The organism is Nocardia sp. NPDC051832 (assembly GCF_040681285.1).
GTDB lineage: Bacteria > Actinomycetota > Actinomycetes > Mycobacteriales > Mycobacteriaceae > Nocardia.
In genome coordinates this window covers 558,248-573,467 of the sequence record NZ_JBFAYL010000004.1, presented here as the reverse complement: position 1 = coordinate 573,467, position 15,220 = coordinate 558,248, and the positions used below count along the sequence as shown (strand labels likewise).

Genomic DNA, 15,220 nt, shown 5'->3' with positions numbered 1-15,220 from the left:
GAAACTCCTGGTCTATCAGCTCAGAGGCTGTCGATGAATTCGAAAAGCTCGTCGTCGTCAGCGGATTCGAGATCGTCGGCGTCGTCGCTGCGATCCACTCGATCGGCCGCTACGTCCTCGAGCCTGTGTAGTAGCGCGGTCAATTTCTTGGCCAGGTCGGCACGTTCCGGCGGGGTCAGTTCCGCCTCGGCGAAACGTCTGGTGAGCGAGTCGACTTCGGCGGCGAGCGCTCGCGCGTCAGCGTCGGCGGGCACCAACTCCTGGCGGAGGAACTCGGCCAAGGCCGCCGGGGTCGGATGATCGAACATCGCGGTGGCCGGTAATTGCACGCCCGCGGCCGATTTCAACCGGTTGCGGAATTCCATCACCCCGAGTGAGTCGAACCCGATCGCGCTGAACGGTTTGTCCGCGTCGATCGTTTCGGCGCCGCTGTGCCCGAGCACGGCAGCCGCGTGCAGGCCGATCACGCCGAGCAGGACACGTTTCTGCTCCTCGGCGGGACGACCGAGCAGGCGAGTCACCAATGGTCCTGAACCAGCGGGGCTCTCCGCCGTCGTCGCCGCCGCGGCGACCTGGCGGCGTGCCGCGGGCCGGGACAGGGCTCGCATGATCGGGCGGACACCGGCCGGATCGCCGAGCGCGTCGCGATCGATCCGGACGGCGACGAAGGTCGGCTGACCAGCGGTCATCGCCGCGTCGAAAAGGCGCATGCCCTCGTCGGAATCCAACGGCAGCAGACCTTCTCGTCGCAGCCGTGCCAGATCGGCGTCGGTCAGGTCGCCGGTCATCCCGCTGCTCTGCCGCCACGGTCCCCACGCGATCGATGTCGCGGGGAGTCCCGCGGCACGCCGGTGGTGCGCCAGCGCGTCGAGGAAGACGTTGGCGGCCGCGTAGTTCGCCTGGCCCGGATTGCCGATGACGCCCGCGATCGAGGAGTACAGCACAAAGGCCGATAGATCCAGTTCCTTGGTCGCCTCGTGCAGGTTCCAGGCCGCGTCCACTTTGGGCCGCAATACCTTCGCGATCTGTTCCGGTGTCATGGTGGCGAACAGACCGTCGTCCAGCACGCCCGCCGCGTGGATGACACCGGTCAGCGGATGCTGCGCCGGTATGGCCGCCAGTACCGCGTCCAGCGCCGCGCGATCGGCCGCGTCGCAGGCGACCACATCCACCTGCGCACCGAGCGCCGTGAGCTCGGCGACGAGTTCGGGCGCACCGGGCGCGTCCGGACCGCGTCGACCGGCCAATACCAGCCTGCGCACACCATGCTCGGTGATCAGGTGCCGCGCGGCCACCGCGCCCAATCCGCCGGTGCCGCCGGTGATGAGGACGGTGCCCTCAGGCCGCAAGGGCGCCGGCACGGTGAGCACGTTCTTGCCGATGTGCCGGGCCTGGCTCAGATACCGGTAGGCCTCGGGTGCATGCCGCAGGTCCCACGCAAGGGTGGGGTTCGGCGACAGCGCGCCGGATTCGAAAAGCCCGACCAGTGCGGTCATGATCTCGTGCAGCCGATCCGGACCGGCCTCCATCAGCATGAAACTGCGGTAGTCCACGCCCGGATACTCGGCGGCCACCTCGGCCGGGTCACGCCGATCGATCATGCCCATCTCGACGAACCGGCCACCGCGCGGCAGCAGCCGCAGGGACGCGTCGACGAATTCGCCTGCCAGGGAGTCCAGGACGATATCCGCGCCGCGCCCGCCGGTGGCGTCGAGGAACTTCCGCTCGAATTCCAGTGTGCGCGAATTTCCCATCTCGGACTCGTCGAATCCCAGCTGGCGCAGCACATTCCACTTCGACTCACTGGCAGTGACCAGCAACCGCAGGCCCAGATGCCGCGCCAGCTGCACGGCCGCCAAGCCGACACCGCCGGTCGCCGCGTGCAGCAGCAGTGTCTCGCCGGGTTGCGCCCCGGCAAGGTCGACCAGACCGTAGTAAGCGGTCGCGTAAACGATCGGAACGGCCGCGGCCTGAGTGAACGACCATCCGAGCGGCATCGGCGCGAGCAGCCGGCGATCGACAACCGCCACCGATCCCACACCCGGTATCAGCCCGAAAACCCTGTCGCCAGGCACGAATTCGGTCACATCCGAGGCAACCTCCAGCACAACCCCGGCTCCCTCCCCGCCGGGCCGGGCTTCCCTATCCGGGTAGGTACCGAGTGCCATCAGCACATCCCGGAAATTCAGGCCAATACTCCGCACACTCACCCGGACCTGGCCCGGCGCAAGCGGTTCCAGCGCACTCGGCTGGTCAGCGAAGGCGAAGTTGTCCGCGCTCAGCGTGCCCTTGCCGCGCAGCGTCAACGCCCACGCCGGAATGGTCCTCGACGCGACATCGAGAGCATCCGGACCACCACGATCCAGGCGCGGCACGTGCGCCTGCCCGTCCCGAACGGCCACCTGCGCCTCATCACCCGCCGCCGCGGCAAGAGCCACCGCGAGCCGATAGTCCGCCCAGTCGTCAACATCGACGAGCACAATCCGATCCGGGTTCTCACTCTGCGCGGTACGCAGCAGACCCCACACCGCAGCAGCGGCAAGGTCGACCTGCTCATGCGACCGCACGGTGACCGCCCGCCGGAACACCACAATGAGCTGCCGATCCTGCGCCAGCAACCCCTGCACCCGCGAGGCAAGCGCGGCAACCAAATCCCTTACACCCGAAGGGAGATCGCCGCCACCAACCGCAGATTCCTTATGCGACAACGTATTCCACAGCGGGTTGTCGAGCCGCAAGACCACCACATCGCGTCCCGCGATCGTTACGAGCTCCCCGCCAGCGGCCTGACTCCGGCCACCCACCGCAGGAGAATCGCTCTCCGCGGTTTTGTCGGCCGCAGCGCCGTCGAGCGCGGTGCCCCAGACGACATTTACCGGGTCGCCGTCTGGGTGCGGTAGGGCGATCCAATCGACGTGGTAACCGAGGCGGTCGCGCTGGGGTTCGGCGGTGGTGAGCGCGGCCGTCGCTATTGCGCGCAGGGTCAGTGCCCGCACCTCGCCTATGGGGGTGCCGGCCTGGTCGGTGAAGGTCAAGGCGATGCGTTCGGTTCCCTGGCCGGAGTCGGAAACCCTTGCGTGCACCCGTAGTGCAGCCGGTCCGATGCTGTGCAGGTCGACGTGTTCCCAGGAGAACGGCACGGCGACCGAACCGCTCGGCGGCGCGGGAATCAGCCCAGCGAGCAGGATCGCGTGGAGGGCGGAATCCAGGAGGGCGGGGTGCATACCGAACTCCCCGGCCTGGTCGCGGACCGCATCCGGCAGGGCGATCTCGGCGAATGCCTCGCCGGAACGGGCCCACAGCGACCGGACGCCCCGGAATGCCGGTCCGTATTGGTAGCCGCGTTCGTCCAGGGCCGCGTAGCCGTCTTCGACGGCGATCGCCGCGGCGTCCGCGGGCGGCCACTCGTGCGAGCCGCTCGGGTTCGACGGTGCGAACGCGTCGTCGGTGAGGGTCGCAACGGCGTGGCGCACCCACTGGGGGTTGTCGTCGCCGGGGGAGTCGATGTGCTCGGTGCGCGAATAGAACTGTGCCGTAAGACTGTTCGAGTCGTCGGGTTCGCCAACCACCAGGCGTAGCTCGATCCCCGCACTCTCAGTTATCGGCAGAGGCGTCTCGATTACCAGTTCAGCCAGTCTCGGCCGCCCGGTGACTGACCCGGCGTAGAGCGCGAGCTCAACCAATGCGGCGCCGGGTAAGAGCACCGTGCCCGCGACCGCGTGGTCTTCGAGCCAGGGCTGCGTGCTTCGCGACAGCCGGCCGGTGAACACCACCTGTTCGGAGCCCGGTAGCCGGACGATCGCGCCGAGCAGGGGATGGCCGGCGTCTTCCAGTCCCGAACGCCGGACATCGTTCGTCACGACGGGCTGGGCCCAATAGCGCTGGCGCTGGAATGCATAGGTGGGCAAGGCGATACGGGCCGGCGGTCGTTCGTGTGACCAGTCGACGGGAATACCGGCGGCATCCGCCCGCGCCAAGGCGATGACGAACGCGGTCGGCTCATCCATCGACCGCCGCGATGTCGCCACCGCGATGGATTTCGGCTCCACCTCGGGGTGCTGTGCCAAACAGGCCGACGTCATGGCGGTGAGCACCGCATCCGGACCGACCTCGATGAACTTCCGCACACCGCGCTCGATCAGGGTGTCCACTCCCGGTGCGAACCGCACACAGCCGCGCACCTGCGACACCCAGTATTCGGGGTCGCGGACGGCGTCGCCGGCCTCCGTGCCGGTGACGTTCGAAACGATCGGCAGCAGTGGCTGCCGATAGCTCAATCCTGCGGCTACAGTGCGGAATTCGTCCAGCATCGGGTCCATGCGCGCTGAATGGAACGCGTGGCTGACCCGGAGCCGGCTGGTCCGGACACCGCGCTGTTCGAAGAGTTGCTCGACTTCGCCGACCGCATCCTCATCACCCGAAAGCACTACGGCGGCAGGCCCATTGACCGCGGCCACCGAGAGGCGATCACCGTAGCCGGCCACCACCGCTACCACTTCCTCCTCGGCGACGGCCACCGCGAGCATCGCACCGCCTTCGGCCAGGCCGCCCATCAACCGTCCGCGCGCCGCCACCAGCGCGCACGCATCCGGCAACGACCACACGCCCGCGACATACGCCGCGGCGAGTTCACCGATGGAATGCCCGGCCACTACGTCCGGTACGACGCCGAAAGATTCGAGCAGTCGGAACAACGCCACTTCGAAGGCGAACAGCGCGGGCTGCGTGAATTCCGTTCGGTTCAGCCCGCTTTCGGGCGCATCGAACATCACCGAGCGCAGCGATCCGCCAAGCCGTCCGTCGAATTCGGCGCACACTTCATCGAGAGCGTCGGCGAAGACCGGGTAGTCGCGGTAAAGCCCCGCGCCCATGCCGCGCCGCTGAGCGCCTTGCCCGGTGAAAAGGAACGCCACCCGCCCCGGCACCGCCGTGCCCGCAAGGGCGGTCGTGGTGTCCTGCCCACCGGCGAGGGCCGTCAATCCGGCGAGCAGTTCGTCACGGTCGCGACCGACGACCCCGCCCCGCCATTCCAGTCGCGCCCGGGTGCCGACCAGAGCCGATGCGGTATCCCGCACGGCGAGTGCTGGGCGTTCGAACATCCACTGGCGCAACCGATCCGCCTGTGCGCGCATCGCCACCTCGGACCGCCCCGAGATCATCAGGGCAACAACCTCCGGATTCGTCGGCGGTTCGACGGCGGGTGCGGGCGCAATCGATGGCGCTTCCTCGAGGATGACGTGCGCGTTCGTCCCGCTGATGCCAAAGGACGAGACACCGGCGCGGCGTAGTCGGCCACCGCTGGACCACGGCTCGGCTTCGGTGAGCACACGCACCGCCCCCGATGACCAATCGACATGCGGTGACAGCTCTTCCGCGTGCAAGGTGCGCGGCAGCACACCATGGTGCATGGCCTGCACCATCTTGATGATTCCGCCGACGCCCGCGGCCGCTTGCGCGTGCCCGATATTGGATTTGAGCGAGCCGATCCGCAGGGGCGGCCGATCGCCTCGATCGTGCCCGTACGCGGCGATCAACGCTTGCGCCTCGATCGGGTCGCCCAGGGTGGTTCCGGTGCCGTGTGCCTCGACAGCGTCCACCTCCGAGGGCGCCAATCCGGCGTCGGCCAAGGCCGCGGCGATCACCCGTTCTTGCGCCGGACCATTCGGTGCGGTCAGACCATTGCTGGCGCCGTCCTGATTGATCGCGCTGCCACGGACGACCGCGAGCACGTTATGACCCAGCCGCTGGGCGTCCGAGAGCCGTTCGACGACCAGCACGGCCGCACCCTCCGACCACGCCACACCGTCAGCGGCCGCGGAGAACGATTTGCAGCGCCCGTCCGAGGCGAGACCCCGCTGCCGGGAGAAGTCGAGGAAGACCGCCGGCGTGGCCATGACCGTGGCCCCGCCGACCAGGGCCAGGGAACTTTCCCCGTCCCGCAGCGCACGGCAGGCCAGATGCAGTGCTACCAGCGAGGACGAGCACGCGGTGTCCACCGTCAGCGCGGGACCTTCCAGGCCCAGGGCGTAGCCGATACGCCCCGAGACCACGCTGCCCAGTGATCCAGTGAGCGCGTAACCCTCGACCTCCGGGCCCGCGTTGCGGGTCAACGATTCATAGTCCTGGTACATCACGCCCGAATAGACGCCGGTGTCGCTGCCGCGCAACGAGTTCGGGTCGATGCCCGCGTGTTCGAGCGCCTCCCACGAAACTTCGAGCAGCAACCGCTGCTGCGGATCCATGGCGACGGCCTCGCGGGGCGCGATTCCGAAGAACGCGGCATCGAAATCGGCTGCGCCGGTGACGAATCCGCCGCGACCCGAATAGGTGGTCCCCGGGTTGTCAGGGTCCGGGTCGATAAGCCGGTCCAGCGCCCAGCCGCGGTCGGAGGGGAAGTCACTGGTGGCGTCCGTTCCCGCGAACACCAGATCCCATAGTGCGTCGGGGGATTCGACACCGCCCGGGTAGCGGCAGGCCATACCGACGATCGCGATCGGCTCATCGGTGTGCGAAAGACCGGATGGCTTCTGCTGCGCCGCCGGTTTCACTGCCGATTCCGGGACAACTCTGGACTGCACCAGCTTCGCCACCGCCGCGGGCGTCGGATAATCGAAGACCAGTGTCGAGGGCAGCGAAAGACCGGTGGCTTTACCGAGCCGATTTCGGAGATCCACCCCGCCCAGTGAATCGAGACCCAGTTCCCGGAACGGCATCTCGGCATCGATCGCGTCACCCGAATCATGTCCGAGTACCGCGGCGACCTGGGCGCGCACCGTCTCGAGGGTCAGTTCGGCGCTGCGGTCCGAACCGGCCGCGGCCAGTCTTGCGGCCAACGTCGTCACCGCCGCGGCACCTGCACCGGCCGATCTCGTGGTTTGGGCGGGGCGCCGCCCGAACCCGAGCAGTACCGCCGGCAGCGCGCGCGGATCGGCGCTGCGACGCAGTGCGGTGGCATCGAAACGAAGCGGGACCAATCGAGCTTCCCGACGCCCGACTGCGGCACCGAACAGGCGCAATCCCTCAGCGCGTTCGATCTGCCCGAGTCCCAGGCGATCCCACCGCGCCACGGCGACGCGGTCCAGGTCGCCGGTCATTCCGCCCGCTTCGCCCCAGGGTCCCCACGCCAAGGATGTCCCCGCCGATCCGGCAGCGCGCCGCCGCTCGGCCAGCGCATCCAGAAAGCTGTTCGCGGCGGCATAGTTACCCTGCCCGGCCGAACCGATCACTCCGGCGACCGAGGAGAACAAGACGAATGCGGAGAGATCGATGCCCTCGGTCGATTCGTGCAGATTCCACGCGCCCGCGACCTTGGGGGCCAGGACCCGGTCGACCTGCTCGGTGGTCAGGGATCCAATGGTGCCGTCGTCGAGGACGCCCGCGGCGTGTACCACGGCACTCAGATCGGTCCCGTCGATACCGGTCAGACTGTTCACCAGCTGTTGTACGGCGACACGGTCGGCGATGTCACAGGCAATAATCCGAGCCTGCGCACCCAGGGCCGCCAATTCTTCGACCAGGGCCGCCGCACCGGGAGCGTCGGGACCTCGGCGTGAGGTCAAGGCCAGGTTCCGGACGCCGTATTCGGTCACGAGATGCCGGGCGAACAACGCGCCCAATCCGCCTGTGCCGCCGGTGATCAGCACCGTTCCGGTGCCGAACGGGGTGGCGTCGAGATCGTCGCCGCGGGTCTCCGCGCGAACCAATCGCGGTACGAGCACGTCGGATCCGCGAACCGCGACCTGAGGTTCGCGGGTACGCAAGACGGCGACGAGCGCTTCGGCATCCAGCGGTGCGGCCGGGTCCTCGTCGACTAGGACGAAACGATCGGGATTCTCCGACTGCGCGGTCCGCACCACACCCCACACGGCCGAGGCGATGAGGTCAGGGGTTTCGTCGGCGACTCCCACTCCGCCACTGGTGATGACGATCAGCCGCGAATCCGATAGCTGTTCGTAGCGCAGCCACGAATTCAGCAGGGCGAGCGTTTCGTGCACGGCCCGCTGGGTCGCGGAATAGGTATCGGTCGGCTCCTCGCTCGGGAACTCCGCACGGTATGCCACCGCGGTCGGAATCCGCTCCGCGTCGGCCATCGCCTCGACCGAGGCATACGAATCATCGATTCCGGCGAATGCGGTGTCGGCAAGCGCCGCGAGCGATTCCGGGTCGCCGGCCACCTCGCCGCCAGCGAGATCCCAGTGCACCCGATACAGATCGGCAGTGTTCTCGGCGAGGCCTTCGAAGAATCGGTTCACGTCATACGGGCGCATGACCACGGCATCCACTGAGAGGACCGGCCGGCCATCGACGGGGTCGATGGCGGCGACGGAGATGGTCTCCGGCCCCGTCGCGACGGCGGCGACTCGAAGTGAGGTCAGCTGCGCCGCGTGGTCGGCTACTGCCATCGGCCGGTGGAATCGCGCACCGCCCCAGCGGAACAACAATTTGCCCGAGCCTGGCTCGTGATCCATTTCGCGCCAGAGCAATTCGGCGAGCCCGGCGTGCACCGTCATATCCACCAGCGTCGGGTGCAGGCCGAAAGCGCCTGCCGCGTCGCTCATCTCGGCACGCAGGGTGATGTCGGAGAAGACCGCGTCCGCCTGTCGCCATACGGCGTGGACGCCGCCGAACGCCGGGCCGTATTCCAGCCCGGAGCCCTGTGTCATCAGGCCAGGAATATCTGTTGCTTCCAGCGCTTCGGAATCGATCGGCGGCCAAGCCTGGTCGAGCAACCGCAACGCCCGCGATGCTTCCGAATAGTGTTGTGCGAGTGCGCCGGTCGCGTTGAGTACCCACGGGTCATTCGTGGATTTCCGGAAGTAGAAGTCGAAGCTCCGACGCCCGGACTCGAGCGGCCGAACAGCGACCTGAAGCTCGATCTCATCGTCTTCGGACGGCACGATCGGCACCTGCAACGTGAGTTCGTCGAGCACGTCGCAGTCGATCCGCGCTGCCGCGATCAGCAGGAATTCCACCAGGACCGCACTGGGGACCACCACGACGCCATGCGCCGTGTGGTCGTTGATCCATGGGTGATCGCGCATCGACAGCCGACCGGTGAACAACCATTCCTCGGTACCCGCGACGCCGACGACGTCGGTCAGGATCGGGTGGCCGCCCAATTGGCTGGACGTGGCGGCGAGACTCGGACGCAGCCAGAACCGCTGATGTTGGAAAGCGTAGGTCGGCAACGGGATTCGTTGCTCAGCAGGTGTGGCCAGCAGTGTCCGCCAGTCGACCGATCCGCCGGTGACATGCAGCTGCGCCAGGGCCGACAGCAGCTGCGGCACTTGACCGTTCGACCGTCGTGACGTGGCGACGACCGAGGCCGAAGCTTCGACGGCCGGGTCGGCCGCCAGACACCGGTTGGTCAGTGCGCTGAGAACGGCTTCCGGTCCGACTTCGACGAATCGCCGTACTCCGCTCGCGAGCAAGGTATTGATTCCGGGTGCGAAGCGCACCGTGGCCCGGACTTGCTGTACCCAGTATTCGGGGGTGGTGATGGCGTCGTCCGCGAGATGTCCAGTGACAGTGGAAACGATGGGCAGCCGGGGTGGATGGTAGGTGAGGCCCTCCGCGACCGTGCGGAATTCCGCCAGCATCGGATCCATCTGCGCTGAGTGGAAAGCATGGCTGACGCGCAGCCGCGTGGTCTGAATACCCTTGGCGGCCAACACTTCTTCGACGGCGACGATCGTGTCGGTAGCACCGGACAGCACGGTCGCGGCCGGTGCGTTGACCGCGGCGAGCGAAAGGTCCGCATCGAGTCCGGCGATGATGTCGTTCGCGTGCGCCTCGTCGACCGCGACGGCGAGCATCGCTCCGCCTTCGGGGAGTTGGCCCATCAGCCGGCCGCGGGCTGCCACGAGTGTGCAGGCGTCCCTTAGCGAGAGCACTCCGGCGACGTGCGCGGCCGATACTTCGCCAATGGAGTGGCCGGCGAGGACATCTGGCGATACTCCGAACGATTCCAGCAGCCGATACAGCGCGACTTCGAACGCGAAGAGCGCGGGTTGAGTCCATTCGGTGCGATCGAGCACCCCTGCGGGGTCGGTGAACATCACCTCACGCAGTGATCCGCCCGCCCCGTTGCCTGCCGCGTGTGGTCCGCCGAGGAGCGGATCGAGGTGTGTGCACACCTCGTCCAGTGCCGTCGCGAAGGCCGGGAAGACGCTGTACAGGTCAGCACCCATGCCGACCTGCTGGGCACCTTGCCCGGTGAACAGAAACGCTGTCCGGCCCGCGACAGCGGTTCCGATGGCGATGGCGGGGCCACTGCCCGCCTCCGCGTCACTGCCTGCCTGCGCGCCGCTGCCCGCGTCGGCGGCGCTGTCCCCATCAGCGAAGGCGCGCAACCGTTCGAGCAGCTCGTCCCGGTTGCGTCCGAAAACCACCGCGCGCGAATCGAGTTGTGCGCGTGTAGAAGTCAGCGCGCTGGCAACATCGGCGACGTCCAAGTGCGGACGTGCCGACAACCAGCTGCCCAAGCGGGCGGCCTGTGCGCGCAGAGCCGCATCGCCCTTGCCCGAGATGACCAGCGGCACCTGGTTCGTGCTCGGGATATCCGAGCCACGGTGCGGAGCATCCGAACTGGCCGTGTCGTCAGGTGCTTCCTCGAGGATCACATGCGCGTTCGTTCCGCTGATCCCGAACGACGACACCCCCGCCCGGCGCGGCCGGTCCCCGCGCTCCCAGGACTCGGCCTCGGCCAGGAGACGTACCGCGCCCGCGTTCCAATCCACATGCGGGGACGGCACTTCCGCGTGCAGCGTGCGCGGTAGTCGTCGATGCCGCAGCGCTTGAACGATTTTGATCACGCCCGCGACTCCGGCCGCGGCGACGGTATGGCCGATATTCGATTTGAGCGAACCGATGCGCAGGGGTTCCCGGTCACCGCGAGCCTGTCCATAGGTAGCGATCAGTGCTTGCGCCTCGATCGGATCGCCCAGTCTGGTACCGGTCCCGTGCGCCTCGACGGCGTCCACGTCGGCTGCCGATACTCCGGCGTTGGCCAGGGCCTGTTCGATCACGCGTTGCTGCGACGGCCCATGGGGTGCGGTGAGCCCATTGCTCGCACCGTCCTGATTGACCGCGCTGCCGCGCACCACCGCCAGTACCTTGTGCCCGAGTCGGAGCGCGTCGGAGAGCCGCTCCAAGACGAGCACACCCGAACCCTCTGACCAGCCCACACCGTCGGCGGCGGCGGCGAAGGCCTTGCAGCGGCCATCGCGCGAGAGCCCGCGCTGCCGGGCGAAATCGACAAACAGGTCGGGAGTCGCGGCGATGGTCACGCCACCGGCGAGGATCAGCGAGCTCTCGCCCTGACGCAGCGCCTGGCATGCCGAGTGCAGAGCCACCAGCGAGGAGGAGCACGCGGTATCCACCGTCACCGCGGGGCCCTCCAGGCCGAGCACATAGGCGACCCGCCCCGAGATCACACTGTGCGAGGTGCCGGTCAGCCGGTAGCCCTCCAACTCGCCGGTGACCAGACCCGAATACCCGGACGCGCACGCGCCGACGAAGACACCGGTGTCACTGCCGCGCAGCGTCGTCGGGTCGATCCCGGCGTCTTCCAGCGCTTCCCACGCGGTCTCGAGGAACACTCGTTGCTGCGGGTCCATCGCCAGGGCCTCGCGCGGGCTGATCCCGAAGAAGCCGGGGTCGAAATCGCCTGCGCCGCTGAGAAATCCACCTCGGCGCGTGTAGACGGTACCGGCCTTGTCGGCGTCGGGGTGGTAGAGGCGATCGAGATCCCAGCCGCGATCGGCGGGGAATTCACCGATCGCGTCGCGTCCGGCTTCGATCAGGTCCCACAGCTGCTCGGCCGAGGCGACACCGCCCGGGAACCGCGCACCCATGCCGACGATCGCGATCGGCTCGTTCGAGGTGGTTCGCCGCGTGACCCGGCTGCGCCCTCCGCTGTCCGCGGTGACGCGCGCTTTCAGCACGGTGGCCACCGAGGTGGCGGTGGGGTGATCGAAGATGAGCGAGCGCGGCAATTCCACACCCGTCGCCCGGGTCAGGAGTTTTTGCAGCTCCACGCCGCTGAGCGAGTCGAATCCCAGGTCGGTGAAGGGCAGGTCGTCCCGAATGGACGCAGCCGATTCGTACCCGAGGACGGCGGCGGCCTGCTCGCGGACCACGGCGAGAACTGCGGCGTGGTGCTGAAATTCGGGCAGCGCTCGCAGACTGTGCGCGAGGATGCTGTCGGAGCTAAGGTCGTCATCCGCACTGCGAGTGCGGGGCGAAGGGGCGGGCGATACCGCCGGCAACTCGACGATGGAGTTGTCCTCGCGGCGAAATGCGTACGGCGGCAGATCTACTCGAACACCTGCCGACCTCCACGCCGACGAATCCACCGGCAGCCCAGCGCAATACGCCTGAAGGAGCGACTCCCAGCCCTGGCGAGTGCCGTCCCGCGACGACTCGGCCGCGTTGATCGCGGCAGCCCCGCCGGTCGGCTCGACACCGGCCTCGGTCGGCGCGACGGAATCCGAACCACCGCCGTGCTCGGCGAGCGCCTCGAGCCCGACCAGTAGCTGCTCGCGACTGGACGCGAAAAAGCCTGCGCGCCAAGGCATGTGGGCGCGGGTAGTGAGCAGTGAATGTGCCACATCGGCAAGCGCGAGTTCCGGGTGACGCCCCAACCAGTCGTGTAGCCGCCTCGCTTGCGCCCGGAGGCCGACCTCATCGCGTGCGGAGAGCACGATCGGTCGCCCGTCGGCGTCCTCGGGGGTTGCCGTGCTGTCCGTGAGCGGCGCCTCGTCGAGGATCAGGTGCGCATTCGAACCGCCCATGCCGAACGAGGAGACCCCCGCCCGCCGGATGGTGGTCGCGGCCCACGGCTCCGTTGCACTGACCACGCGCAAGCGCAGAGCATCCAGGGGAATCGCCGGATTGGGCCGCTCGAAGTTGAGGCTGGCCACGAGTTCGCGGCGCCGCAGGCACAGCGCGGTCTTGATCAGGCCGATGATCCCGGCAGCGCCTTCCAGATGGCCGACGTTCGTCTTGACCGACCCCACCGCCAGCGGCGCATCCGGCGCGCGATCGGAGCCGTAGGCCGCGCCGAGCGCGGCGGCCTCGACCGGATCGCCCGTCGGCGTTCCCGTACCGTGCAACTCGACATACTGCACGGAATCGGCGGGCACCTCGGCCGCCGCGAGCGCGGCGCGAATCGCGGCGACCTGCGCATCGCGGCTGGGTGCACTCAACACCCGCCGCTCGTTGCCGGTATTGACCGCGCTACCACGGATTACGGCGTGAATCCGGTCGCCGTCGTCGATCGCGCGCGCCAGCGGTTTCAGCACGATCACGCCACCGCCTTCGCCGCGCACGAAACCGTCCGCGCGCGAGTCGAAGGTGTAGCACCGCCCCTGTGCCGAGTGCGCACCGAAGTGCTCGACCCGTGCACCACTGGCCGGCGAGAGGATCAGATTGACGCCACCGGCCAACGCGATATCGGTTTCGCCCGCCCGCAGGCTCTCGCACGCCAGGTGCACCGCGACGAGCGAGGAGGCCTGAGCACTGTCGACCAACAGGCTGGGGCCGGTGAAACCGAAATAGTTGGACACCCGGTTGGCGATGATTCCGCGGGTCGCACCCCACAGAGAGTGGCGCGTGATGCCGGGCCCACCGGCGGCCGTGACGAGTTCCGCGAAGTCGCCGCCGGTGCAACCGAGAAACACCCCGCCCCGGCGCGATTCGCGTGCCACGTCGGCCAGCCCCGCGTCCTCGAGCGCCGCCCAGCTCAGCTCCAACGCGAGCAGTTGCTGTGGGTCGATCGATCGAGCCTCATGGGGCGCGATGCCGAAGAACTCCGCGTCGAAATCGCTCACGGAATCGAGGAAGCTCGCGCGTTCGCTGAGCTGCGCCCGCGCCGCCGGTGCGGCGCCGACGGTGGCGCGTCCCGCACCGAGCAGCCGCCAGAATTCGTCGAGATCAGCAACCCCCGGCAGCCGGCACGCCATCCCAACGACAGCAACGGGGAAATCTGATCGAGTCACCACTCGGGAACCTTCCTCAGGTCGAGCACGCGCCAGGGCGCCGCGGCACCGCGCATGTGTGAAATGTCAACTACACCAAGAGCTTTAGAGATTGCTCTAGGTTGCCCGACCGGGCGGGATGCCGAAGCGGCCGGCGTAGCGACGCCGTTGGTTCCATCGTTCCGCCGGGATCTTCACGGCAGTGGCAATGTCAGACACAGAGTCTCCTCGGTAACTCGAATCCCCCCGAGAAGTGTTGTACGGGAACGCACCCCGCGAGTTCGCTACGACGTGACGCCACACATCGATTCGCGCGCAACAACTTTCAAGCCCGCTCCGGCGCCGCTCATCGATAAAACGCCGCGCCGCACGGCGACCGCCGACCCCAACCCACTGATCAACACCTACACCTCACCTGCCTTGCCGCGCCCGACCTACCCGCCGGACCATCCATAAACCGCGCGGACCAGAACCCGATCCGCTACTAGCCGGTAGCTTACCTCGGGGTAGGCACGAACGCTCGGCTGGTTCTGTGCCGTATCACATCTTTACGTCTCATTGATCCGTGCCAGATCATCACCTATTGTGCCGACCCGGCGGCTGCGGACGACCGCAGCAGTGCACTCCTACTCGGGCCGCCGACTGCTGCGAACGCGCCTGTGCAGCAGAGCGTTCGGCGTTGGGCATTGAATGTGACGACTGAGGTCGCCTCTGGTTTCCGCGTGAAATGTGCCGTGACCTCGGCGGGGGCCCCGCTCGAGACGAATCGGCTAGGGTTGCTGGTGCAGCAGGTGCGGGATCGACCGGGGGATCACCATGAGCAATGACTGGTTTTTCTTTCTCATCCCGCTCGGGTTGGGACTGATCTTCGCCACTGTCGGCTTCCACGGCATCCGCCGGGCACGCAGACTGCGCCGCACCGGCGCGAAGGCGTACGGACAGATCGTGCGGCTCGACACCAGCTCAGGCGATAGCGGCACCCTGTATCACCCAGTGGCCCAATGGTTTACACCGGACGGCCGCCTACATGAGCATTCGGCGGCCATGGGCAAAGGCATCATCCTCAATTTCCGCCCCGGGACAACGGTTCTCGTCCACTACGACCCGGACGACCCGCGCCGCGCCGCCATCGACCGATACGACGGCGGCGGCGCGGATTGGCTGTTCGCGCTACTCGGCACGGCGGTGACCCTCGGCACGGTCGTGGTCTTCACCCTCCAGGTGCTGAGCTGAGCTGTTCC

Annotated in this window: 2 protein-coding genes; one reads left to right on the top strand and one right to left on the bottom strand. The window is 67.9% G+C overall.

The genetic code is table 11. From position 1 onward, the window contains the following. Nucleotides 1-20 precede the first annotated feature (20 nt). A complete protein-coding gene (locus AB0M14_RS28225) occupies nucleotides 21-14,000 on the bottom strand; it encodes an SDR family NAD(P)-dependent oxidoreductase (RefSeq protein WP_365000000.1) in 13,980 nt (4,659 codons plus the stop codon). A 795-nt stretch (nucleotides 14,001-14,795) separates the two neighbouring features. Here AB0M14_RS28225 and AB0M14_RS28220 point away from each other — a divergent pair. After that, complete coding sequence (locus AB0M14_RS28220) at nucleotides 14,796-15,212, top strand: DUF3592 domain-containing protein (RefSeq protein WP_364999998.1); 417 nt, start codon at nucleotides 14,796-14,798, stop codon at nucleotides 15,210-15,212. Nucleotides 15,213-15,220: the final 8 nt, after the last annotated feature.